This window comes from Aequorivita vladivostokensis (genome assembly GCF_000952855.1).
In the GTDB taxonomy this organism is placed as follows: Bacteria; Bacteroidota; Bacteroidia; order Flavobacteriales; family Flavobacteriaceae; genus Aequorivita; species Aequorivita vladivostokensis.
In genome coordinates, this window is sequence record NZ_JSVU01000003.1 from 190265 (window position 1) to 213865 (window position 23601).

The following is a 23601-nucleotide window of genomic DNA, read 5'->3' on the forward strand; positions in this document are numbered from 1 at the left end:
TTAAATTGTTAGTTCGTTTTCGCTTTGTATTTCCACTCCCTTTTTAAAAACCAATGCTATAATGTAAATAATTCCCGCAAAGAATAGAAATTGCTCGGCACCCCAGTCTATTTGGAGGGTGAGTCCCTGCCTCATTATACGGTTTGCATAATTTTCCGCAATGATGGCCACAACCCCAATGCTCAGGGCGTAATGGCTCATTAGTGTAATGACCGAGGCTGTTTTTTCGTTGAAAGGATAGTTTAAATCAAACTTCATAAAAAGCTTGATGACAAGGTAGGCAAGATAAGCTTTCAGGGCAGATAAGGTTATTGAAAAGCTGGCTACACCAATGTAGTGCTCCACGTTGAAATTGTACAAATCCAAAAGGTTGAGCCCCATATACGTATCTTCGGCACCATTAGAATTGATAAAAAGGGTCACAAAAAGAGAAACGAGTAAAGCTCCAGTTTCTAGGCACAAACCGATGAATACGATCCAAAATATAATATTCATCACTTTCATTATAATATTTGTTTTCATTTAAGATTGATTTAAAATTACTTTGCGAAAGTAAATAAATATTTATTGATAAACAATAAATATATTTTATTTATCAACAATTATTTTTCTAAAGGACTAATTTTTTTAAATGTAATTATCTAAGCCTTTTTGGAACTTACGGTTTTTACTAAAAAATTCAACAAAGCTTTTTTAGGAAGGAAGAAATGGAAAATTGTATCTTCGGAAGAAAAGAAAGCACCATGACCGATTCACAAAAAATAGATGCTTTTATTGCGAAGCAAAAAAAATGGAAGGAAAAACTAGAAAAGTTGCGTGAAATAATATTGCAAACAGATTTGAAAGAAGAATTAAAATGGGGCAAACCCACCTACACCCTCACCGGAAAAATGGTAGTGGGAATGGCCGATTTCAAAAACCATATGGCGCTGTGGTTCCATCAAGGGGTGTTTTTAAAAGACAAACACAACAAGCTCATAAACGCTAAGGAGGCCAAAGCCCTTCGGCAATGGCGCTTTGAAGAAAATGATAAAATTGAACAAAAAATTGTTTTGGAATATGTAGAAGAAGCCATAGCAAACTGCAAAGCTGGAAAGGAATTAAAACCCGTGCGAAAAAAAGGTGTTTCAATCCCGCCGTTACTGGATGAAGCTTTTAAAAAAGACACAACTTTAAAAGAACATTTCCAAAAACTGACTCCCGGTAAACAGCGGGAATATGCCGAATATATAACCGAGGCGAAACAGGAAAAAACCAAATTGAGTAGATTGGAAAAGTGTATGCCAATGATAAAAAATGGTGTCGGCCTTCACGATAAATACAAAAACTGTTAATCTGGCTCGATTCCTTCGTAATCAGGTTTTTGCATATCTTTAACCGATAATCTCCTAAATTTTTGAAATATGAAAACCGATATGTACACAAAAACCATCCTGACCATTATCGCAGTTTGTTTAACGATAAACGTAGTAAAGGATTTTGAACTATTCCCTTCTGCCTACGCTTCAGAAAATATTGAGCCCAAACCAATCAATCAGGTAATGGACGTGCGGCTGGTAGATATAAATACTTCCGATGAACTCAATGTAAACCTAAAAAGCGTGGACACTTACGACGAGGTAAAGGTAAATGTGAAAAAACTTGAAACCTCGGACGTGTTGGATGTAAATATTAAAGAAGTGGGCGGCAGTTGGATAACAAGCGGCTCATCAATTCCCGTACAATTGAAAAGACAATAATGAACAGTGCCTTCTGGCCCGTAAAAGTGAAGACTAGTTCTTTTTAAAAGGCCTGATGATCAACCGTGCGGCGCGATCATAATTGATGTAACTATACGTCCAGTTAAAAAAAGTAACGACCCTATTTCGGAAACCGACCAAAAACCAGAGGTGGACAAACATCCATAGGAACCAAGCTATGGCCCCGCCAAAGTGCAACTTGCGTATATCCACAACCGCTTTGTTTCTACCAACAGTGGCCATGGTTCCCTTATCGAAATATTCAAAAGGTTCCATTTTTTCACCCTTCAGCATTTTTCTGAAGTTCTTTCCAAGATGTTTCCCCTGCTGGATGGCAGGCTGCGCAACTTGCGGATGGCCTTTGGGATATTCCTCGGTTTCCATCAAGGCAATATCGCCTAACGCATAAATATTGTCAAAACCTTCCACTTTGTTATACCTGTCCACTCGGTAACGATTGGCTTTTTCCACAAGCGCCTTTCCGTCTATTCCGTTTATCAACGCGCCCGTTACCCCGGCAGCCCAGATAAATGTTGCGGTTTCAAACTTTTGACCATCTTTTGTAGTAACGGTCTTTCCGTCGTAATCGCTTATAAATGTTTCCAAATGAAGTTGCACGCCAAGATTTTCTAGAAATTTTTGCGCCTTTGCCGAAGCTTCCTTGCTCATAGGAGGCAACACCCTGTCCAACCCTTCAATAAGGTGAACGTTCATTTCTTCTTCCTCGAGCTCGGGATAATCATTTTCCAGAATTCCTTTTCTAAATTCAGCCAAAGCTCCCGCAAGTTCGACGCCAGTTGGTCCGGCCCCGGCAATTACAAAGTTCAGCAGGCGCTTTCTCTCCCTTGCATCAGGGGTCATATCGGCTTTTTCGATATTTTGGAGCATCAGGCTGCGGATGTTCAATGCTTGGGGCACCGTCTTCATAGGCATACTGTTTTCGGCTATGCTGTCATTTCCGAAGAAATTGGTACGCGTACCCGTAGCAATCACCAAAAAATCATAATGTAAACTTCCTATTGAGGTATGGATTGTATTGTTTTCAGCCTGGATGGTTTCAACCTCAGCCATTCTGAAGTGGAAATCCACGTTTTTTCTGAAAATTTTGCGAAGCGGATATGCTATGGAGTCCGGTTCAAGCCCCGCTGTGGAAACTTGGTATAGCAATGGCTGGAATGTATGGTAGTTATGCCTGTCAAAAAGTACGATCTGCACTTTTTCTTTTTGAAGCTTTTTTATGAAGGAAATACCAGCAAATCCGCCACCTATAACTACAATTCGGGGCACACTGGTTTCTGGAATATTCATCGTTTTTTTTATAGCTTAAATTTAGGCATTGTAAAGGGAGTTCGTTTAATTTTTATGATTTTTGTAACAAAGCTCTTTTGGCAAATACTAATCAAAAGCTAACAAACTACCATTGAACAAAGAACTGGAACATAGTTTTGTGACCCAGCTTGAGGAGAATCAAAACATTGTACATAAAATCTGTAGGTTATACACCAATGACAGTGACGCTCACAACGATCTGTTTCAGGAAATAACCATTCAGCTTTGGCGTGCGTATCCTAAATTTCGGGGCGATTCAAAATTCAGCACGTGGATGTACCGTGTGGCTTTAAATACCGCGATTACACTTTACAGAAAATCAAAACGCACCATAAAAACGCAGGATTATGAGGGGGTTAGCTTTAAAATTTCCTCAGAGCCCTATGATGATACAACAGAACAACAATTAAAACTTATGTACAGTGCCGTGAAGGATCTGAACGATATTGACAAAGCATTGGTCTTCCTCTATTTGGAAGACAAAAACTATAGGGAAATTTCTGAAACCCTGGGTATAACCGAAGTAAATGCACGCGTGAAGATGAACAGGATAAAGGAAAAATTACGAACCATTTTAAATCCGTAACCCACTATGGATCAACTTGAACTATTAAAAAAACAATGGCAAAGCACGGAGCAGGAGCTCCCCAAGCTTTCCTATGAAGATATTTATAAAATGCTGTTGAAGAAATCCTCTTCAATCGTAAAATGGATATTCTATATAAGTATAGCGGAGATTCTCTTTTGGACGCTCCTTTCCTTCCTGGTGCCCGAATCCAGCACCAAGTTTAGCGATGACATTGGGCTTCACAATATTCTGGTGGGGGTAAACGTGCTCAACTATACGGTCTTTGGAGTTTTTATCATTCTTTTTTACCGAAACTATCGCAAAATCTCCACTACCGATTCCATAAGAGATTTGATGAAGAATATTCTCCGTACGCGTAAAACGGTAAAGTATTTTGTGATCTGCAATGTTACCGCCTCCGTTTTGCTCATAATAGGAATAAACATTTTCTACTATTTCAACCAAGATATAGTATTTCATTTTATGACCGAAGATTACGGGATCACAAAAATTTCACAAGAAAGATTTATGAAGATGTTTTTCGCAATACAAATACTTTTTGGAATTGTGATGATCGGTTTTATTCTGCTGTTCTACAGGATTGTTTACGGTATTCTTTTAAGAAGACTGCACAAAAACTATAAGGAATTGAAGAAGATAGAGATTTAAAGAAAGGGAGTCAGAGAATAAAGCTGTAATAATCCAATCCATCCCGACCAGCAAGGTTTTTTGATGGGTTTGTTCGCAATATTTTTACAACTACCGTCTACAGACTACCGACTACCGACTAAATTTAATACCGCCATTCCCGCTCCTTGTTGAGTTCCTCCTCGCTCTGGATTTCGGAGGTTGGGATCACCTTTAGGAAAGATGGATGCTGCTCTATGGCGTACTCCAACTTTTCCACAATCTGTTCCATTGTTTCATTTTCGTAATCAATATCCAAGGGAGGTTTAATTTCCATCGATTGGAGGATGCCGCGTTTTTTTATTCGAATTCCCTTTTTATCAAAAGACCTTCTGAAACCGTCTATGACGATAGGCACTACCACAGGTTTATTTTTTTTGATAATGTGCGCGGTGCCCCTTCGAATAGGCTTCCAAGGTTTGGTGGTGCCCTGCGGAAAGGTTATCACCCAGCCATCATTGAGTGCTTTGGTAATGTTACTAACATCGCTCATCTTTACCTGTTTATTGACTTCCTTTCCTTTTTCACGCCAAGTGCGCTCAATACTTACGGAGCCGGCGTAGGCCAGAATTTTCGGCAACAAACCATCTTTCATGGTTTCCTTTGCCGCAACAAAATAAATATTCAGTTTTGGATTCCACAGGTAACCAATGTTTTTGATGCTATCCTCCCGCCCGTGCAGGCTCGCATTAAATACGTGCAGCATCGCCGCAACATCGGCAAAATAGGTTTGATGGTTGCTTACAAAGAGTACATTTTTGTCCGGCAGTTCCCTTAGAATTTCACTACCGTCAATTTTCAATTCATTAAAACCCTTAAAGCGTCTGTGTGTCAACAGACCCGCTATCCGTATCAGCCAGAGTTTTAAGAAAAGTATGTGTCCAAAAGGATTTTTTTTGAAGAGACTCATTTTTTCAGTAATCAGTATTCAGTAATCAGTGGTCTGTGCTCAGTACGCAGGTATGGTTTTCAAGTTGGGGCTATTAAATTTCGTACTTCCTGTTTTGAATTTCGTTTAACCCAGCAAATATACTAAAATAAGCTGTTACAGTGCCATTTTCAACAATTCCCGCACTTCGTTGAGCATCATAGCGGTAGCGCCCCAAACGATATGCCCGTTCAATTGAAAGGCTGGTACTTCAATGCTTTCGGCGTAGGATGTGGACAGGGTTTGGGTGGTTATGTTCAGGTCGTCCATAAAATCGCGCAAGTTCACTTCTATTAAGGCTTCCACCTCCTTTTCCTCGGGAACAAATTTTGGAGACTGGGAAGTGATTCCCAAAAAGGGTTGTACAAAAAAATTGCTCGGCGGAATGTAGATTTCAGTGAGTTGCTTCAAGACCGATATAGCGCTGCGCGGCACGCCCACTTCTTCCTCTGTTTCGCGGAGGGCCGCATCCTGAATGGTTTCGTCCTCGGGCTCCAATTTGCCACCGGGAAAACCAACTTGCGCGGAATGAACCCCGTGATACGTTTTCCGAAGAATTAAAATCAATCGCGTTTCAAAATCTTCCGAAGGATAAAAAAGAGACAGTACACCGGCCCTTTTTGCGGAATTTTGATTGCGCGCCACACGTTTTAATTCCTGAAGGCGTTCCATTGGCGCCATTTTAAATTGGACCGTTTCGCCGGGAAGTTCCATTTTTGTTACTTTTACAATCCGTTTTTCAAAATCGCGAAAATCCATTTATGAGAAAGTTGATTATTTATTGCTTGGGAATTGTGTTGTTCTTCGGAAGCTGTGAAGATAAGAAAAAGGCTTCCCAAACTGAAACTGAAATCGAAAACGAAATCAAAACTGAAGGAGAAAAAAAAATTGAATCCAAAAAAGAAGAAACTCAAAATTTTCCGGAAATCACGAATGAAAACGCAGTTTCCTTTTTAACTGAATACGGAGAGAAAAATCCCGAAACCAAAGTTTTGATTACCACCCGTTTTGGCGATATTGAAATTGAACTTTACAAAGATACCCCACTGCACCGCGCCAATTTTATCTATTTGGTAAAGCAGCATTATTTTGATGAAACATTCTTTCACCGCGTTGTTCCAAATTTTATAATCCAGGCGGGGAATAGCGACCTTACCTCAACCCAAAAAAAGCGCGCGGAGCTAGGAAAGGAATATTTGCTTCCCGCAGAAATAATTCCCGGGCGTGTGCACGAATATGGCACGGTTTCCGGCGCAAAGGAATACCGAGAAAACCCCGATAACAGAACGGCGCCGTATGAATTTTTTATATTTCTTGGGCCAAAATCTTCAACCACACATTTAAACGGAAAATACACCATCTTCGGAAAGGTGACCAAGGGAATGGACGTGGTGGAGGAAATCTCAAAAGTGAAAGCGGATGATGGGGATTGGCCGTTGAACAATATTTATATTTCGGCAAAAGTGATAGAGTAGAAAATTCCAAATTACAAATTCCAAATCACAAATTCCAAATCACAAATTCCAAATCACAAATTCCAAATTTCAAGCAAAAGATCAGAGGGTTTTATCTTTTAAAAAATTTATTCGATTATTCTTCGAAACTTTTAAACTCATAAACTTTTAAACCCGTAAACTTCTCAACCCATCAACTTCCTTCCAATTCATCCTTCCTGTAGATACTCGGCAACGAAAGATTGAAATAAACCGCCAATAATCTAACTATCATTACGATGGAGCCTGAAATAATGACGATAAAATCTTCGGGTATGGGGGAATACTGCAACAGAAAGTACGCAGACGCGCCCAGGATACAGGCCGTGGCATAAATTTCTTTTCTGAAGATAATCGGGATCTCATTACAGAGAATATCCCTCAAAACACCGCCAAAACAGGCTGTCATGGTTCCCAACGCGATGCAAATTATAGGGTGAAAACCAGCGGCAATCCCCTTTTCCACACCTACAATAGTGTATAGCGCGATCCCGATAGTGTCAAACAAAAACAATGATCTGCGTATGTAACCCAGTCTTTTTCTGAAAATAACTGCAAAAATTGTGGAGCCAAAAATTACATAAACATAGGTAAGGTTGCGCATCCATGCCACGTTGGCATCAATAAGAATATCGCGCAATGTTCCACCGCCAACAGCCGTTACAAAGGCAATTATCAAAATCCCGAATGGATCCAACCGTTTATTGAGGGCCGTAAGCACCCCTGAAATAGCGAACGCGATGGTCCCTAAAATGTCTATGAGTAATATCAGCTTCACATGTTCTGTGTAAAATGGTTATAATCGCGCAGTACGGTATCTATGTATTGTTTATCGTATAAATCTGAAGACGTTTCCAAAACGCTTTCCACTTTTTTCCGAAGCGCGTTCAAGGTTTTGAAATCGTTGGATTTCATTGCAATAAAATAGGTTTCCTTTATAAGTCTGGCGTCTTTGTCGCTCAGTTTGGTTACGTTTAAAAACTTGGGTTGATAGTCTTCAGCTATTTCTTCCAAAATAGTGTGGCTTATTTTTACCTTGCTTTTTGTACTTATCACAACAGTTCCCGCAGCATGGTCACCCACCCTTTGTCTTTTATCGGAAAAAATAATCGACAGCAAGCCAATGGAACCCAAAAAAATCCAAATATCTACCAACCGGAGCATCCACAAAACCATATAATCGCTCCAGCGCGCGGGACTTCCGTCCACTTTTACCACGCGGGTTTTCATCGCCATCTTTCCTACGGTCCTTCCGTTGAAAAGGATGTGCATATAAAGCGAATAGAACATTACCGGCAAAAGCAACAATTGCTGAAGCCCAAAAACAGTCCAATTATCACTAAATGCCATATTCATTGCCTCGGTGGCCAATTCTACGATATAGAAATACACAAAAAACAGGAAAAGGTCTATAAGAAAAGCCAAAATACGCTCGCCCACACTTACTATCTTATAATCCAGATTTACGTTTTGGGTAGTATTGATTTCTAAGTTTGCCATGTAAAAGCAAGTGGTTATATTTATCGAAAATTTAAGAAGATGCGCGAAGCGGCATTCGTCAAGCAAAATAAGGAAAAATGGATTGCATTTGAAAAAGCAATCACACTTAATTCAAAAATAAGTCCAGACCAGCTTGCGGACCATTACATTCAGCTCACTAACGACCTTGCCTATGCGCAAACTTATTACCCTGACAGCAAGGCACTTCAGTATTTAAATTCGTTGGCTTCGCAAGCGCACCAAAAGATTTACAAGAATAAAAAAGAAACCAAAAACCGCATTGTGAGTTTTTGGAAATACGAATTTCCGCTGTTTTTCCGGCAGCATCAGCGTATGTTGCTCTTTTCGTTTTTGCTGTTCGCTACCGCCACGGCAATTGGCGCTATTTCCGCAGTAAACGATGATTCATTCGTTCGGTTGATTCTGGGCGATAGTTATGTAAACGAAACCTTGAACAATATCGACAAAGGCGACCCGACCGCCATTTACAAAAGCGGAAGTGAAATAGGTACCTTTTTGGGAATTACCATCAACAACATCCGCGTGGCGTTTTTGGCGTATGCCTTTGGCGTGATTACCTCTTTGGGAACGGCCTACATATTATTCAGCAATGGCGTTATGCTCGGGGCCTTTTTCACCTTTTTCTACAACCGCGACCTTCTTTTTGAAGCCTCTAAAAGCGTTTGGTTGCACGGTACCATTGAGATTTCGGTTATCGTTATTGCAGGCTGTGCGGGAATGGTAATGGGCAACAGCATTCTTTTCCCCAAAACATATTCACGGAAAGTTTCATTTTTGAAAGGCGCAAAGGACGGTCTTAAAATTGTGGTCAGCACCATTCCCTTTTTCATCATTGCCGGTTTTATTGAAGGGTTCATAACCCGCTATAGCAATATGCCCGTTTGGTTGGCAATGACCATTATTTTTAGTTCCTTGGCGCTTATTATTTATTATTACGTTATTTATCCCATTATCCTCAACAAAAAGCATGCAGCACAAACATATACCGCTTAAACGGCAGCGCGACGTAGGCGAAATAATTACCGTCTATTTCGAGTTTTTTAAACAGAATTTCAAGCCTTTTTTAAACATTTTCATCAGCTACAATGGGCTCTTTATTCTCGGATTTTTGGGAGTAAGCTACCTTTTGGTTACAGGGTTTGTCGGCACTTTTGTCAATACGCCCGTTTATGGAATTGATACTGATACTTCAAACTATCAGGCCTATTTTATCGGCGGTATCATTGGGTTTATAATTCTTTTCGTAGTCACCGCAATTCTCAATTACAGTCTGGCCGCGGCTTATATGATTCAATATGAAAAAAATAAAGGTGAAACCGTAGAAAAAAGCCAAGTGTGGGAAACCGTAAAACAAAACCTCGGCAAAATAATTCTCTTTATCGTTTTGATGATTTTGATGTATTTCTTGGTTATGGTGGTCGGGATGGTTATTTCTTTCATTCCACTTTTGGGCACCATTGCATACTACATCTTGGTTTTGGCATACAACGGCTGGATGGGCCTTTCATTTATGGCCATGATAAACGACAATAAAGAAGTAACCGACGCTTTCGGGGAAGGCTGGAAACTTTTGAAAAGTTTCTTTTGGAAAAGCGTGCTCTCAAATCTGGTAATCGGAATGCTGCTCGGCATTTTAATGATGGTCGTTTTGATGGTTCCGGGCATTTTGATTGGTGTCTATGCCTTTCACTCTTTGGATACAGGGGTGGACCTTGCCAATTCCGCCGTGGCAAACGTAATATGGACACTGGCTCTCGCACTGCTCCTAATACTTTACACACTCAACCAGTCCATGATACAATTTGTGAATGGGTTGCTATATTATTCCCTGCACGAAGAAACCTATAACGAAGCCACGCGCGAGCGTATCGAAAATATTGGCGCCGGTGAATAGATACCTCCTCATATTATTCATTCTTTTGAATTCCCTCGCTGCAACCGCATTTGGAGCGGATAGTTTGACCGTTGCGGTGGACAGCACTAAGGTTGCTCCAAAACATTTTTCTGAAAATTTAAGTGAAAAATATTCCGAAAGTGATTTTGAATACGATTCCATGGAAGGCGAGGCCGAAAACTTCTTGGGCCGCGCAATCCAATGGTTTTTCAAAAAAATTGGGGAAATTTTCGGCATCCATCTTTCACCGGAAATGTACCAAGTCGTTAAATTCATTATTTATGGCCTGCTCATCGTTTTCGCAATTTATATTTTGGTGAAATTGCTCGTGGGCGATAATGCTTCGTCCTTTTTCAGCAGAAAAAGTAAAATGGTGGCACCGCTCAATATTCAAGAAGAACACATTGAAAATATTGATTTGGACAGCTATATAAAAAATGCCCTAAAGGAAGAAAATTACCGCTTGGCAATTCGCTATATGTATCTTAAATCGTTGAAATTACTGTCGCTGAACAACATCATCGATTGGCATTTTGAAAAAACCAATAGCGACTATTACCGCGAAATTGAGAATATTACCTTAAAGGAAAACTTCAAAAAAACCTCCTATCTCTACGACAACATTTGGTATGGCGAATACGCACTGGATAAGGCCGGTTTTGAAAACGCCGAAAAAGATTTTGAACGACTCAACCAAAACCTGAAAAATGCTGGATAAACGTTCAAAAAGGGTACTGTGGATTTTCGGAATCACGTTGCTGGTCATCGTGATTACGGAGCTCGTGCGCCCAAAACCTATCGATTGGCGCGCCAGTTACACTTCGGCAGATAAAATTCCGTTCGGCGGGTTTGTGCTTTTTGAGGAAGCTCCTTCCCTATTCAAAAATGCCGAAATAGAAAAGATTGCCAAAGACCCCTATGAGTTTTTGACGGACAGCACCTATGCGCAAAATTCGGCCTATATATTTATCAACGACGAAATATTCTTTGATGAAAGACAGACCGATGAAATTTTAAAATATGTGGAAAACGGAAACACAGTATTTATCGCTTCCCGTAGCATTGGTTACATTCTGCGGGATTCCCTGGGCATCGAATCCACGGCCAATTACAATATTTTGGAAGAAGAAATTCGCCCTCAATTTTTCTCGCCTTCTCTAAAGCAGGATTCGCTTCCCGCTTTCAAAAAAGGCGTTTTTAAAGCTTCATTTAACGAAATTGACACCTTAAAAACCACGGCCCTGGGATATTTTGAAAATGCCGAAAGTGTATTGGGAGATTTGAATTATGTGAAAGTAAACTTCGGAAAAGGACAGTTTTTATTGCACAACCTACCCGAAGCTTTTTCGAATTATTACCTGCTAAAAGGCAACGAGCAATACGCCGCCAACGTACTTTCATACATTGATGCGGACAAAATTTATTGGGACGAATATTTAAAATCAGGCCGAAAAGTAGTAACCTCGCCCATGCGGTTCGTTTTGGACCAAGCACCGCTTACTTGGGCATATTATGTTTTGATTGGCGGATTGTTGATTTTTGTACTTTTCAAGGGAAAAAGGGAACAGCGGATTGTGGAAGTGATTGAGCCGTTGGAAAATACTTCGGTTGAATTCACCAAAACCATCGGCGACCTATATTTTCAGCATAAGGATTACAGCAATATTATAGCGAAGAAGATTACTTATTTTTTGGAAACCCTTCGCTCAAAATACTATGTGAACACAAATGAAATTACGGAAGATTTCATCAAAAAACTGGCATTAAAAAGTGGAAATACGTTGGAAAAAACCCAGAAATTGATGCACTTAATAAAACATTTAAAAGAAAAATCAGTCCACAGTGAAGCCGATTTACTGGAACTGAACAAGCGAATAGAAGCATTTAGACTATAAAATTATGGAAGAAACACAGGAAAATCCGTTGGAATTCAACACGCGAATCGATTTAAAAAATCTGCAGGAAGCTGTTGAAAAAATAAAAGCCGAACTCGGAAAGGTAATCGTTGGACAGCACGATATGCTGGAAATGCTCATCATTTCAATACTTACCGATGGCCATTCGTTGATTGAAGGCGTACCCGGCGTTGCGAAAACATTGACCGCAAAGTTGTTGGCTAAAACGTTGGCGGTAGATTTCAGCAGAATCCAATTCACGCCAGATTTGATGCCGAGCGATATTTTGGGAACTTCAATCTTCAACGTAAAAACGAGCGAGTTTGAATTCAAGCAAGGTCCCGTTTTCTCAAATATTGTTTTGATTGACGAAATAAACCGCGCCCCCGCAAAAACACAGGCCGCGCTTTTCGAAATTATGGAAGAGCGCCAAGTAACGATGGATGGTACCGAATATAAAATGGAACCGCCATTTTTGGTCTTCGCAACCCAAAACCCTGTGGAACAGGAAGGCACTTACGCCCTGCCGGAAGCGCAATTGGACCGTTTTCTTTTTAAAATAAATGTGCCCTATCCCACTTTGGAAGAGGAAATCCACATTCTTGAAAACGAACACCACAGGAAAGATGCTTTCGTCTTGGATAGCGTGACACAAGTGCTGAACGCAAAACAGATTGCGGAATATCAACACACCATTAAACAAATAATCATTGAAAGCAATTTGCTAAAATACATCGCCGCAATTGTGGACAATACGCGAACCAACGCAAATCTATTTTTGGGTGCCTCGCCACGTGCATCGTTGGCAATTATGAATGCTTCCAAAGCATTGGCTGCAATGAACGGCCGCGATTTTGTAACGCCGGACGATATTAAAAAAATAGCGCCTTCGGTTTTAAGGCATAGAATAATGCTAACCCCAGAGCGTGAAATGGAAGGAATAACGGCAGATAAAGTTGTGCAACAGATCATTGAAACTATTGAAATTCCGCGATAGATAGTGTAAATATATGAGTTTGCAAACTGCATTTAAAAAACATAAGATCTGAATATGGCGGGAAAAAATGCAATTCTTGAAGTAAAAGGTGAAGTTTTTAAAGTAAAAGATACAATTCTTGAGGTGAAAGATGAAGATCTTCAAATGAAAGATGCAATTCTTGAAGTGAAAGATGCAATTCTTGAACTTTCAGATATAATTAATGAAAAGAAAGGTGTCATTATGACACTACAAGATGAAATTCTGGCAGTAAAAGATGAAATTCTGGCAGACAAACACCCAATTCCGAAGATAAAAGACCCAATTCATTTAAACCTGAAACCAGAAACCTGAAACCTGAAACTTGGAACCTGAAACCTGAAACCTGAATCCAGAAACCAGAAACCAGAAACCAGAAATAAATTATAAAAAGTGATAAAACCCCTAAAGAGCCTATACCTTAACAAACAATTTTTCATTGTCCTGTTCTCCCTTGCGGTGCTGTTTGTAGTATCATACTTCTTTCAGGAACTGTTTGGCGTGGCCAAGCTTCTGTTTTATTTGCTTTTGGTGTTTCTTATTTTCGATATTTTCCTATTATATCGAAATAAAACTGGAATCCAGGCACAGCGAATACTGCCCGAAAAACTTTCCAACGGTGATGATAATTCCATTGAAATTAAGGTTGTAAATAGGTTTCAGTTTAAAACTTCCGTAAAAATTATTGACGAATTGCCCATTCAGTGGCAGATTCGCGATTTTAAGATTGAAGCTATTTTGAATGCTTCCGAAGAAAAGAAATTCACCTATCAAGTTCGGCCAACAGAGCGTGGCGAATATCACTTCGGAAATTTGAATATCTTTTCTTCTACGGTTTTGGGATTGGTTGCCCGGAAACAACAGTTTTCCGCGGAAGCGATGGTGCCAAATTACCCTTCGTTTCTTCAGCTTAAAAAATATGATTTTATTGCCTTTACGAATCGACTGAAACTTTTCGGACTTAAGAAAATCCGAAGAATTGGCCATACCATGGAGTTTGAGCAAATAAAGGATTACACTTCTGGCGATGACGTGCGGAACATAAATTGGAAAGCCACGGCAAAACGAAACAGTTTGATGGTGAACCAATTTCAGGACGAGAAATCGCAGCCGGTTTATTCGGTAATCGATAAAGGAAGGGTGATGAAAATGCCCTTCAACCAACTGAGTTTGCTGGATTATGCAATTAATGCTACGCTTGTTATTTCAAACATAGTCCTCAAAAAACACGACAAAGCCGGAATGTTCACCTTTTCCCGAAAAGTGGAAGACCGTGTCATCGCGCAACGGCGGAGTGCCCAAATGCACCTTATATTGGAAACACTTTACAATGTGGAAACCGATTTCTCGGAAAGTGATTTTTCGAGATTATATGTTGATGTGAAGCGACATATTAAGCAACGAAGCCTGCTTTTGCTTTTCACAAATTTTGAAACGATGGATGCGCTGCACCGTCAGTTGTCGTATTTGCAGGCAATCAACAAAACGCATCTTTTGGTCGTTATCTTTTTTGAGAATACCGAATTGAAGTCTTTTATGCACAAAAAAGCAACCACCACCCATCAAGTTTTTGAGAAGACAATTGCCGAAAAATTCATTTATGAAAAGAAGCTAATCGTAAACGAGCTACACAAATACGGCATCCAATCTATTCTTACCGCACCTGAAAACCTTACGGTGAACACCATCAATAAGTATTTGGAAATAAAGGCGAGAGGGCTTCTTTAAATTTTCATTATAAATTATATTGATTAAACATGTAAATTTGCATAAATATAATTTACAATGACAATCACCCAACTTAAATACGTGCTGGCAGTTGCGGAACAACAGAATTTCACAAAAGCCGCCGAAAAAACATTTGTTACGCAACCCACGCTAAGTATGCAGATTCAAAAACTGGAGGAGGAATTGGAAATCCAGATTTTTGACCGAAGCAAAAAACCAATTGAACTTACGGGCGTCGGTAAAAAAATTGTGGAGCAGGCTCGAAACATTGTCAATGAGTCCGAACGCATGCAGGATGTGGTGGACCAGGAAAAAGGCTTTATAGGCGGGACTTTCAAACTCGGCATCATTCCTACCGTAATGCCAACATTGCTTCCTATGTTTTTGAAGAATTTTTCAAACCGCTATCCAAAGGTGCAATTGAAAATTGAAGAACTGAACACAGACGAAATCATTACAAAAATTAACGATGGCTATTTGGATGCCGCCATTGCAGCCACTCCGCTGGAACAGGAAAAAATAAAAGAAAGACCCATTTATTATGAGCCATTTGTGGGCTACATTCCGGAAAATCACCGTTTGGCCACAAAGGAAAAGTTGGAAACCAATGACCTTGACATTGAGGATATATTATTGCTGGAAGACGGGCATTGTTTCCGCGATGGAATTATAAACCTCTGCAAAGCTTCAAAAAACGGGGGAAGTGAAAAATTTCAATTGGAGAGCGGCAGTTTTGAAACGTTAATAAAACTTGCCGATGAAGGTTTGGGCATGACGCTCCTTCCCTATTTACATACCTTGGATATTTTGCCTTCGCAAACCAAGAATTTAAGATATTTTAAGGAACCTTCGCCTGCGCGCGAAGTGAGCTTGATTTACAGTAAAAGTGAGTTGAAAATGCAAATTATCAATGCGCTGCACGATATTATTTCTGGCGTAATCCGCGGGGCAATTGCTTTTCAGGATGTGAAAATTATAAGTCCGACTAAAAAGTAGCCCTTATTCAGAGGTCAGTATTCAATGGTCAGTGAAATAACTTAATAACCCATTAACTATTAACTAAAAAAATCCCGCCGAAAAAGGCGGGATTTTTTTATGGGTTTAGATAAATTAGACATTGATTTAATTGGGGGTTCTGCTTGATAAGCGAATCAATCCAGACTTTTAGTTCTTCTACTTCGTAGGGAAGTAATCTGGTTAACGCTTTCTTCAACTCCTTGCAAAACAAATTGACGTCAAAACTTACTTTTGAAAGTACAGCTTTGGTGTAATCAAACATTGCTCTTGCCATAGCTAATTGAGGTTTAGTTAAAAATTTAAGTAGGTAGATTTTTACAATAGGCAGAAGATTTTGTTTTAATGCGTTTTAAATATAACCATTTTTTTCGAATTAAATTCTGTTTGCGCACCAATTAAGCTTGTTAAAAAATTGTTAATCACCTCTCTGTGTTTCGCAAACCTTTGCACAATTGAGGTTTACACTATTTAATCTTTAAAGTCCATTCAAATTCAAAAGTAGAAACGACATCCCCGGCCGCATCCTTTCCTTCAGATTTCATCCAAATGGTTTGGCCTTCCCCCGTAGAAATGGTTTTGTGTATTGCGGCATGAATTAATTGGCCATCATTGCAGGTGAACAGAATTCTGCCCTTTGCCTTTTTTGTGAAGGTCGCTCTATTATTCGCCACAAGCATCGAGATGTTTTTATTGCTCTCCTTTATTTTCGCCATAACCATAGCTCCGGTACTGAGCTCTGCAGCCATCCCCTGTACCGCCCAAAAAATGGATTTGAACGGGTTTTGATTTATCCATCGATGTTTTACCGTGGTTATGCAAGTTGTTTCTGAAATTGATTTTACCCGAACACCGGTAAAGTAAGCGGAAGGTAATTTGAATAATAAAAAAGTATTGATTTTACTTGGGCTCAGTTTCATTTCGACTTAAATAATTCACGAAGATATTCAATATAATCTACACTTCCTATTTGTTAAAAATATGTTAATTATAGTACTATGCGTAACACACTACTGTCTTTTAGACATATATTTGCATAAGAAAATAACAAGCAATGGAAACTACAATTTCAGAAAACCAGAAAAACGTAAGTGCATTTATTCACTTATCTACCTTTTTAAAATACTTTTTCCCGTTCGCGAATTTTATCGCGCCATTATTGATTTGGACATTCAATAAGGAAAAGGCTTTTGTGGACGAGCACGGAAAGCAGGCAATCAATTTTCAACTGAGTGTTTTAATCTACACTATACTTATTGGATTGATTTGTCTCCCCTTCTTTATCATTTTCGCAACGGATTTTATCTCTTTGATTGAGACCATTGATAACAATGCTGGCGAATTTTCAATAAACAATATACAGAATTTGTCCGGTTACATTTTATTGTTCGGATTGGCCATTTTATTGCTTTTGGCATTGTTCGTTTTTGAACTCTATGCCGTAATAAATGCGTCCATCCACGCTTCGCGCGGGCAACTTTATCAATACCCACTTTGTATTCCATTTATAAAAACCAACCTTAAAAACCCTATTCAAAATGAGCACATTAGTTAGTTACCTATTGGCCGCCATTTTACAATTTATAGGCGTAAGTATGCCCACGGAACAGGAAACTGTTAGCGCATTGACTCATCAACATTGCGAAGAGACCGCCAGTGTGCTCCCCTATTCATTCATCATCAATAGCGAACAAGAATTAAAAACAAGTAAAAACGAATTATGAAAATCGAAAACACAAAAGCACAGATGCGAAAAGGAGTTTTGGAGTTCTGTATCCTTTCCGTTTTAAAAGACGGCGAGGCATATACCTCAGACATTCTTGAAACTCTAAAGGACGCAAAAATGCTTGTCGTGGAAGGCACCATCTACCCGCTGCTTACAAGGCTGAAAAATGCGGGGCTGCTTTCCTACCGTTGGGAAGAATCCACCGGCGGACCGCCACGCAAGTATTACGAACTTACCGATACCGGTAAACTATTTTTAACCGAATTGAACGATACCTGGGCAGAACTGCAACAGGCCGTGAACAAAGTAACCAGCGAAAAAAACACAAAATGAACAAGACTGTAAATATAAATTTGGCAGGCACTTCTTTTCACATAGACGAAGATGCCTTCGGGAAACTTTCGCGCTACTTGGACGCCATCCGCAAATCGCTGAAAGGAGCTGACGGTAGTGAAGAAATCATGCAGGACATTGAAGCCCGCATCGGCGAACTTTTTTCCGAAAAAATTGAAAGCCCTTCACAGGTAGTCACTTTAAAAGATCTTGACGAAGTGATTTCAGTGATGGGACAACCTGAAGATTATGAAGTTGATGACGAAATTTTTGAGGACGTACCGCCTTCCTCAAAAACCTATACCAAATCCCGAGCAAATGCTTCGCACAAGCAACTTTTCCGTGATGTGGATAACAAATATATTTCTGGGGTATCCTCCGGAATTGGGCACTACATCGGCATAGACGCTATTTGGATCCGTCTTTTGTGGATACTATTGGTCGTAGCCGGAATGGGCTCCCCCATAGTAGTGTATATCCTGCTGTGGATACTGGTCCCGCCAGCGCTCACCACTTCGGAAAAATTGAAAATGACGGGCCAACCTGTGAATATTTCGAACATAGAGCGAAAATTCAAAGAAGGTTTTGACAATGTTGCCGATCGCGTAAAAAACGTGGATTACGACAAGTACGGCAACAAAGTGAAAAGTGGCACATCCAGTTTTTTCGATGGCTTGGGAAACGTAATCATGACCCTATTTAAAGTATTCGTCAAGTTTATTGGTGTGCTGATAATCATCGTTTCACTTTTTACGATTATTGGGCTTGTAGTAGGGTTTTTCACCTTTGGTTCAATCGATTTTTGGGGCAATTCCGAATTGACAGAGTATATCGCGCTGGTTGATACAACCAATGTTCCTCTGTGGCTGATTGCTTTATTATCGCTGTTTGCAGTGGGTATTCCGTTTTTTGTATTGTTCATTTTAGGATTGAAACTTTTAATTAGCAATCTGAAATCAATGAGCTCTACCGTTAAAATCCTACTGATTGTAGTTTGGGCACTATCCGTAATTGGTTTGGCCGTTTTGGGAATAAAACAGGCAACCGAACAAGCTTACGATGGCAATTTCATTGAAGAGCAGACCCTTGCTGTTCGCACAGGAGACACCCTGAGAATTGCGATGCGCGCCGATAAACAATATAGTTATGAAGTGAGTCGTGAAAACGGTCTTGAATTGAAATATACCGAAGATGACAAAAGAGTAATTTATTCAAGCGATATTCTATTGAATATTGAGCCTACAAAAGATTCCATAGGAAAAATCGTAATTGATAAAACGGCGGAGGGCAACAATCAGCTGGACGCAAAAAAGCGTGCCGAAGCCATTATGTACAATTATTCATTTGATAACAGCAGCTTATTGCTGGATGGGTTCTTTACAACCGATACCAAAAACAAATACCGCGACCAGCAAATTGAAATAACGGTTTATGTACCCGAAGGCACGGTGATTTATTCTGAAGAGAACGCAAATTCCTATTATGGATATAACTCAGAATTTGATGAGTTGAGCAATTGGGACAATGAAGCTCACTATTACAGAATTTTAAAAAGCGAGGTGCAGTGCCTGGATTGCAAAGCAAAGGGAGAAATGACGAAAGAAGCGGATTCAACCGAAATCATCAATTCCGAAATTATTGTTGACAGTGTGAAAACAATCAAAAATAAAAACTGGGAGGAAGAGGTAAAAGAAGGCTTCAACAATAAAAATAGCGCTTCGGCCAATACCAGTGAGACGCTTACAATTACAATAGATTAAAACTAAAACCAATCGATATGAAAACAAAAAACTTGATAATCGCAATGGGTGCGGCACTAATCTTGAGCGCCTGTAACTTAAATATTACTACCGGAGAAAACGGCAACGGAAAGGTAGTTACCCAAGAACGGGAAGTGACGTCAGATTTCACGGAAGTACGTGGAAGTGCGGGGCTTGACGTTTACCTTACCCAAGGTGATGAAAATAAAATTGTAGTGGAAGCCGACGAAAATTTGCTTCAATATATTGAAACCGATATTGAAGGCGGAAAGCTCCACGTTACCACTTCTGAAAATATTGGGCGTTCTAAAGCCAAAAAGGTTTATGTTACCTTCAAGGAACTCAACACGGTGGAAGCCAGCAGCGGCGCCGACGTTACTGGGAATTCTGTAATAAAAAGCCAGAATTTGAACCTAAAAAGCAGCAGCGGTGCAGAACTGGAAGTAGAAGTTTTTGCGCAAGAACTAATAGCAAAATCCAGTAGCGGTGCCGATTTAAAAGTTTCCGGAAAAGCATCGTCCCTCAATGCCGACGCCTCCAGCGGAAGTGAACTGGACGCAAAGGAACTCTTGGTGCTAAATTGCAATGCCGAAGCCTCCAGCGGGGCCGAAGTAAGCGTAAACGTGCAGGATAAATTGGAAACACACGTAAGTAGCGGTGGCGAAATAAATTATTACGGCAATCCTGTATCCGTAAATTCAAACAAAAGCCATTCGGGAAGCGTAAATAAAATGTAGAGCTATCGACCGGAGTTCATTTTAAAAATACCCCCGAATTGCTAAAAAAGGCTTAACAGTTCGCTAAATTACTGTTAGGTCTTTTGTCATTTATCATAATTTTAAGAGGTTTTAAATGCTAAACCCACATCTTTGGAAAAAACAAAAATTATGAAAAAGATATTGATATTATTCGCAATCGTAACATTCGCATCCTGCAGCTCTGATGATGACTCGGGAAATGTAAACACCAACGAATTTGAGAACATAAAAACCACACTCCCACAAGGTGAGTGGAAGGTGAGCAAATTGATAGATGGACAGTCTGACCACACTATGGATTTTGAAAGCTTCATTTTCACTTTTAATGGTGATGGCACCGTAAAGGCACAAAATGATCTTTTAACTGAAAATGGTACTTGGGCTTACGATAATTCTTCCAGTAGCGAGGAGTTGGTATTGCAGTTCAGCGAGCAAACACCATTTGACGAAATAAATGACGATTGGGATATTGTGTCTGTCACCAATTCGCAAATTGAACTTTCCGATATAAGCGGAGGCGATGGAGATGTTGAATTGTTGACCTTTATTAAACTCTAAAGAAAAGTTTAAACAAACAAAAAATGCCGCTAAACTGCGGCATTTTTTGTTTGTAAAATTTCTCCTTAAGCCGTCACCTCAGTCTCGATTGTCGCCAAGTAACGCTCCGCGTCCAAAGCCGCCATACAACCTGTACCCGCAGCAGTTACCGCTTGGCGGTATTCCTTATCCTGCACGTCGCCGCTGGCAAATACGCCGGGCTTATTGGTTTTAGTGGTCTTACCTTTAGTAATTATATAGCCCGTATCGTCCATATCCAATTGTCCCTTAAATATTTCAGTATTCGGTTTGTGACCAATGGCTATAAATAAACCAGTAATTGCTATCTCCTTCTTTTCACCGGTTTGATTGTTTACCATTCGTAAACCTTCCACTACTTGGCCGCCTAAAACTTCGTCCACTTCAGTGTTATAAAGTACTTCAAGGTTTTTGGTATTGTTTACACGATGCTGCATAGCTTTGGAAGCCTTCATATAATCCTTTCGAACAAGCATAGTGACCTTGTTACAAATATTGGCAAGATAAGTAGCTTCCTCCGCAGCGGTATCACCCGCTCCCACAATGGCAACATCCTGTCCTTTATAGAAAAATCCATCACATACCGCACAGGCAGACACGCCGCCACCACGCAATCTTTGTTCGCTTGGCAATCCGAGATACTTCGCGGTTGCACCGGTGGAAATAATCACTGTTTCTGCCTCCAATTTCGTGGCATTGTCCACGGTGATTTTATGGATTCCTCCCACTTCATCGCTAAACTCAACAGCTGTAACCATTCCTATTCTAACCTCTGTTCCAAAGCGTTCCGCTTGTTGCTGTAACTGCACCATCATTGTAGGACCGTCAATTCCTTCGGGATAACCGGGAAAATTGTCAACTTCGGTGGTAGTAGTCAATTGTCCACCAGGCTCCAAACCTGTGTAAAGTACAGGCTTTAGGTCGGCACGCGCGGCATATATTGCGGCAGTGTATCCTGCTGGGCCAGAGCCAATAATAAGGCATTTTATTCTTTCTATGGTTTCGCTCATGATTGTTTTCTTCAATATTTTTCTAAATGGCAAAAATAACAACTTTCAAAACAATTGGCATCCAAAAGTTCTGAAGAATTGTTATTTGGAAATTGGAAGGGTCTATATGTATTTAGGCGGAAGATTTATTTGAAGTGTTTCGGAACACTGCGCCCGTATTTTTTTGAACATTTCGGGATTTGATTCTATTTCCTGATTCCACAAAGGAATCATTTCAGAAAATTTCCGTTGCCATTCCTTGGTCTCGGCCTTTAATGGATAGACGAAATGGAGCAAGTTTACCATAATATCCACCGCCACCGAAGCGCCGGGCGATGCTCCCAAAAGAGCTGTAATCCTGCCATCCTTACTGTGGACAACCTCGGTACCAAATTCCAAGGTGCCTCCCTCCTCCTCGTCCCTTTTAATAATCTGTACCCGTTGTCCGGCAACTTTAAGGTCCCAATCGTGGCTTTTGGCGTTCTTCACAAATTTTCGCAGTGTTTCCATTCTATCCTCGTGGCCCATCCGCACTTGTTCGATTAAATATTTGGTAAGAGGAATATTATGCCAAAAAACACCCCACATAGAAGGAATATTGTCCCATTTAATACTTTTGAACAGGTCCAGATAGGAACCCTGCTTTAAGAATTTTGTGCTAAACCCCGCAAAGGGGCCAAACAACAGCTCCCTTTTTCCATCTATGTAGCGCGTGTCCAAATGTGGCATGCTCATTGGCGGTGCGCCTACTTCGGCCTTGCCATATACCTTGGCGTGGTGTTTTTCGATTATCTCACGCTTATTGCAGATAAGCCACTCGCCGCTCACCGGAAAGCCTCCATAGCCCTCTTTTTCTTCAATTTCCACTTTTTGGAGCAACGGCAGGGCACCACCGCCGGCACCTATAAAAACGTGTTCGGCATCGCAGTGGATTTTTTCCTTTGTTGCCAAATTTTTTATCTTAACCAGCCAATCGTCATTTTTTTCGGGATCTACATCTTCCACCTCGTGCTGCGTAAATACGGGCGTATCAAATTTTTCTTCCAAAATTCTAAAATAAGTCCGAGTAAGTTCCCCGTAATTGACCTCGGTTCCGAGTTCCATTCGGCTGGCGGCAATTTTTTCGGTAGCGTCCCTCGCCGTCATCATCAACGGAAACCATTTTTGCATTTCAGCAGCATCCTCGGTAAACTGCATCCCCTCAAACATTGGGTACCTTTTCATTTCCGCAACGCGTTTTTTCAGGAAAGCTACATTGAGCTCCCCTTCCACCCAACTGTGGTGTGGAACCGCATGAATAAAGGTTTTAGGATTTTCAATAAAATTCCTTTCGACCAAAAAAGACCAAAATTGTTTCGATTTTTCAAATTGCGCACACACTTTTATTGCTTTTGAAATGTCTATGGAACCATCCTCCCGCTCGGGTGTATAGTTCATTTCGCAAAAGGCGGAGTGGCCAGTCCCCGCATTGTTCCAGGCTGCGGAACTCTCAAGCGCCACTTGGTCCAGCCGTTCCAGAATTAGTATTTTTTGGTTCTTGTCTATCAGTTTCAGCATTAGCGCAAGGGTGGCGCTCATAATGCCCCCGCCCGCGCAGATAAGGTCGTAGTGTTCGTTGATTTTTTCTGAAGAATTCATTTTAAGAGCA

Annotated in this window: 29 protein-coding genes; 19 read left to right on the forward strand and 10 right to left on the reverse strand. The window is 40.4% G+C overall.

Annotation, left to right across the window (positions count from 1 at the left end; translation table 11 throughout):
• Nucleotides 1-522 (reverse strand): DUF2975 domain-containing protein, encoded by a 522-nt coding sequence (locus MB09_RS05745; protein ID WP_045079936.1) that lies wholly within the window; start codon nt 520-522, stop codon nt 1-3.
• A gap of 185 nt (nt 523-707) precedes the next feature.
• Between MB09_RS05745 and MB09_RS05750 the strand changes: the two genes are divergently transcribed.
• Nucleotides 708-1334, forward strand: a complete 627-nt coding sequence (locus tag MB09_RS05750; protein WP_240484811.1) for a YdeI/OmpD-associated family protein — start codon at nt 708-710, stop codon at nt 1332-1334.
• A 69-nt stretch (nt 1335-1403) separates the two neighbouring features.
• Nucleotides 1404-1739 (forward strand): hypothetical protein, encoded by a 336-nt coding sequence (locus tag MB09_RS05755; protein WP_045079937.1) that lies wholly within the window; start codon nt 1404-1406, stop codon nt 1737-1739.
• Between the two features lie 33 nt (nt 1740-1772).
• Here the strand turns inward: MB09_RS05755 and MB09_RS05760 are convergent, their stop codons facing one another.
• Complete coding sequence (locus MB09_RS05760) at nt 1773-3047, reverse strand: NAD(P)/FAD-dependent oxidoreductase (protein ID WP_045079938.1); 1275 nt, start codon at nt 3045-3047, stop codon at nt 1773-1775.
• 112 nt (nt 3048-3159) lie between these two features.
• Here MB09_RS05760 and MB09_RS05765 point away from each other — a divergent pair, with 112 nt between their 5' ends.
• A complete protein-coding gene (locus tag MB09_RS05765) occupies nt 3160-3654 on the forward strand; it encodes an RNA polymerase sigma factor (protein WP_045079939.1) in 495 nt (164 codons plus the stop codon).
• 6 nt (nt 3655-3660) lie between these two features.
• Nucleotides 3661-4305, forward strand: a complete 645-nt coding sequence (locus MB09_RS05770) for a hypothetical protein (protein ID WP_045079940.1) — start codon at nt 3661-3663, stop codon at nt 4303-4305.
• 124 nt (nt 4306-4429) lie between these two features.
• On the opposite strand, the gene MB09_RS05775 is transcribed toward MB09_RS05770, so the two are convergent.
• Nucleotides 4430-5233, reverse strand: coding sequence for a lysophospholipid acyltransferase family protein (locus MB09_RS05775; RefSeq protein WP_045079941.1), 804 nt, complete (start codon nt 5231-5233; stop codon nt 4430-4432).
• Nucleotides 5234-5368: 135 nt separating this feature from the next.
• Nucleotides 5369-6010, reverse strand: coding sequence for an NUDIX hydrolase (locus MB09_RS05780; RefSeq protein ID WP_045079942.1), 642 nt, complete (start codon nt 6008-6010; stop codon nt 5369-5371).
• A 2-nt stretch (nt 6011-6012) separates the two neighbouring features.
• Here MB09_RS05780 and MB09_RS05785 point away from each other — a divergent pair, with 2 nt between their 5' ends.
• Nucleotides 6013-6726: a peptidylprolyl isomerase gene (locus tag MB09_RS05785; RefSeq protein WP_045079943.1), complete on the forward strand. Its 714-nt coding sequence runs from the start codon at nt 6013-6015 to the stop codon at nt 6724-6726.
• Between the two features lie 172 nt (nt 6727-6898).
• Here MB09_RS05785 and MB09_RS05790 read toward each other — a convergent pair whose 3' ends face one another.
• Entirely contained in the window at nt 6899-7522 is a 624-nt protein-coding gene (locus MB09_RS05790; RefSeq protein WP_045079944.1) for a trimeric intracellular cation channel family protein, read from the reverse strand.
• Nucleotides 7519-8244 carry an RDD family protein gene (locus MB09_RS05795; protein ID WP_045079945.1) on the reverse strand — a complete coding sequence of 242 codons (726 nt, stop codon included), beginning with the start codon at nt 8242-8244 and terminating at the stop codon, nt 7519-7521. The genes MB09_RS05790 and MB09_RS05795 overlap by 4 nt, the downstream gene beginning before the upstream one ends.
• 39 nt (nt 8245-8283) lie before the next feature.
• Here MB09_RS05795 and MB09_RS05800 point away from each other — a divergent pair, with 39 nt between their 5' ends.
• The 8 genes from MB09_RS05800 to MB09_RS05835 all read left to right on the forward strand — a co-directional run bounded on the left by MB09_RS05800 (nt 8284) and on the right by MB09_RS05835 (nt 15793).
• Nucleotides 8284-9258, forward strand: coding sequence for a stage II sporulation protein M (locus MB09_RS05800; RefSeq protein ID WP_045079946.1), 975 nt, complete (start codon nt 8284-8286; stop codon nt 9256-9258).
• A complete protein-coding gene (locus MB09_RS05805) occupies nt 9233-10159 on the forward strand; it encodes a hypothetical protein (RefSeq protein ID WP_045079947.1) in 927 nt (308 codons plus the stop codon). Before MB09_RS05800 ends, MB09_RS05805 begins: the two co-directional genes overlap by 26 nt.
• Nucleotides 10152-10877, forward strand: a complete 726-nt coding sequence (locus MB09_RS05810) for a hypothetical protein (RefSeq protein WP_131459837.1) — start codon at nt 10152-10154, stop codon at nt 10875-10877. The genes MB09_RS05805 and MB09_RS05810 overlap by 8 nt, the downstream gene beginning before the upstream one ends.
• On the forward strand, nt 10867-12054 hold the full coding sequence (locus tag MB09_RS05815; RefSeq protein ID WP_052671301.1) for a DUF4350 domain-containing protein: 1188 nt from the start codon (nt 10867-10869) through the stop codon (nt 12052-12054). Before MB09_RS05810 ends, MB09_RS05815 begins: the two co-directional genes overlap by 11 nt.
• A 4-nt stretch (nt 12055-12058) precedes the next feature.
• On the forward strand, nt 12059-13051 hold the full coding sequence (locus MB09_RS05820; protein WP_045079949.1) for an AAA family ATPase: 993 nt from the start codon (nt 12059-12061) through the stop codon (nt 13049-13051).
• A gap of 54 nt (nt 13052-13105) precedes the next feature.
• A complete protein-coding gene (locus MB09_RS05825) occupies nt 13106-13384 on the forward strand; it encodes a hypothetical protein (RefSeq protein ID WP_045079950.1) in 279 nt (92 codons plus the stop codon).
• 78 nt (nt 13385-13462) lie between these two features.
• A complete protein-coding gene (locus MB09_RS05830; protein ID WP_045079951.1) occupies nt 13463-14797 on the forward strand; it encodes a DUF58 domain-containing protein in 1335 nt (444 codons plus the stop codon).
• A gap of 57 nt (nt 14798-14854) precedes the next feature.
• Complete coding sequence (locus tag MB09_RS05835; RefSeq protein WP_045079952.1) at nt 14855-15793, forward strand: hydrogen peroxide-inducible genes activator; 939 nt, start codon at nt 14855-14857, stop codon at nt 15791-15793.
• Between the two features lie 97 nt (nt 15794-15890).
• Here MB09_RS05835 and MB09_RS16365 read toward each other — a convergent pair whose 3' ends face one another.
• Together MB09_RS16365 and MB09_RS05845 are read right to left on the reverse strand one after the other, a co-directional pair.
• The gene (locus tag MB09_RS16365; protein ID WP_045079953.1) at nt 15891-16088 is read right to left on the reverse strand and encodes a hypothetical protein; all 198 of its coding nucleotides are present in this window, start codon (nt 16086-16088) and stop codon (nt 15891-15893) included.
• A 190-nt stretch (nt 16089-16278) separates the two neighbouring features.
• Nucleotides 16279-16731, reverse strand: coding sequence for a DUF4442 domain-containing protein (locus MB09_RS05845; RefSeq protein ID WP_045079954.1), 453 nt, complete (start codon nt 16729-16731; stop codon nt 16279-16281).
• Nucleotides 16732-16865: 134 nt separating this feature from the next.
• Here MB09_RS05845 and MB09_RS05850 point away from each other — a divergent pair, with 134 nt between their 5' ends.
• The 6 genes from MB09_RS05850 to MB09_RS05875 all read left to right on the forward strand — a co-directional run bounded on the left by MB09_RS05850 (nt 16866) and on the right by MB09_RS05875 (nt 20946).
• Nucleotides 16866-17366 carry a DUF4870 domain-containing protein gene (locus MB09_RS05850; RefSeq protein WP_045079955.1) on the forward strand — a complete coding sequence of 167 codons (501 nt, stop codon included), beginning with the start codon at nt 16866-16868 and terminating at the stop codon, nt 17364-17366.
• Nucleotides 17350-17535, forward strand: a complete 186-nt coding sequence (locus MB09_RS05855; protein ID WP_045079956.1) for a hypothetical protein — start codon at nt 17350-17352, stop codon at nt 17533-17535. The genes MB09_RS05850 and MB09_RS05855 overlap by 17 nt, the downstream gene beginning before the upstream one ends.
• Entirely contained in the window at nt 17532-17870 is a 339-nt protein-coding gene (locus MB09_RS05860; protein ID WP_045079957.1) for a PadR family transcriptional regulator, read from the forward strand. Before MB09_RS05855 ends, MB09_RS05860 begins: the two co-directional genes overlap by 4 nt.
• The gene (locus MB09_RS05865) at nt 17867-19630 is read left to right on the forward strand and encodes a PspC domain-containing protein (protein ID WP_045079958.1); all 1764 of its coding nucleotides are present in this window, start codon (nt 17867-17869) and stop codon (nt 19628-19630) included. Before MB09_RS05860 ends, MB09_RS05865 begins: the two co-directional genes overlap by 4 nt.
• Before the next feature lie 17 nt (nt 19631-19647).
• Nucleotides 19648-20367: a head GIN domain-containing protein gene (locus MB09_RS05870; protein WP_045079959.1), complete on the forward strand. Its 720-nt coding sequence runs from the start codon at nt 19648-19650 to the stop codon at nt 20365-20367.
• Nucleotides 20368-20517: 150 nt separating this feature from the next.
• A complete protein-coding gene (locus tag MB09_RS05875) occupies nt 20518-20946 on the forward strand; it encodes a hypothetical protein (RefSeq protein WP_131459839.1) in 429 nt (142 codons plus the stop codon).
• A gap of 65 nt (nt 20947-21011) precedes the next feature.
• On the opposite strand, the gene trxB is transcribed toward MB09_RS05875, so the two are convergent.
• Nucleotides 21012-21974 (reverse strand): thioredoxin-disulfide reductase, encoded by a 963-nt coding sequence (gene trxB, locus MB09_RS05880; RefSeq protein WP_045079961.1) that lies wholly within the window; start codon nt 21972-21974, stop codon nt 21012-21014.
• Between the two features lie 102 nt (nt 21975-22076).
• Nucleotides 22077-23591 (reverse strand): malate dehydrogenase (quinone), encoded by a 1515-nt coding sequence (mqo, locus tag MB09_RS05885; protein ID WP_045079962.1) that lies wholly within the window; start codon nt 23589-23591, stop codon nt 22077-22079.
• Nucleotides 23592-23601 lie beyond the last annotated feature (10 nt).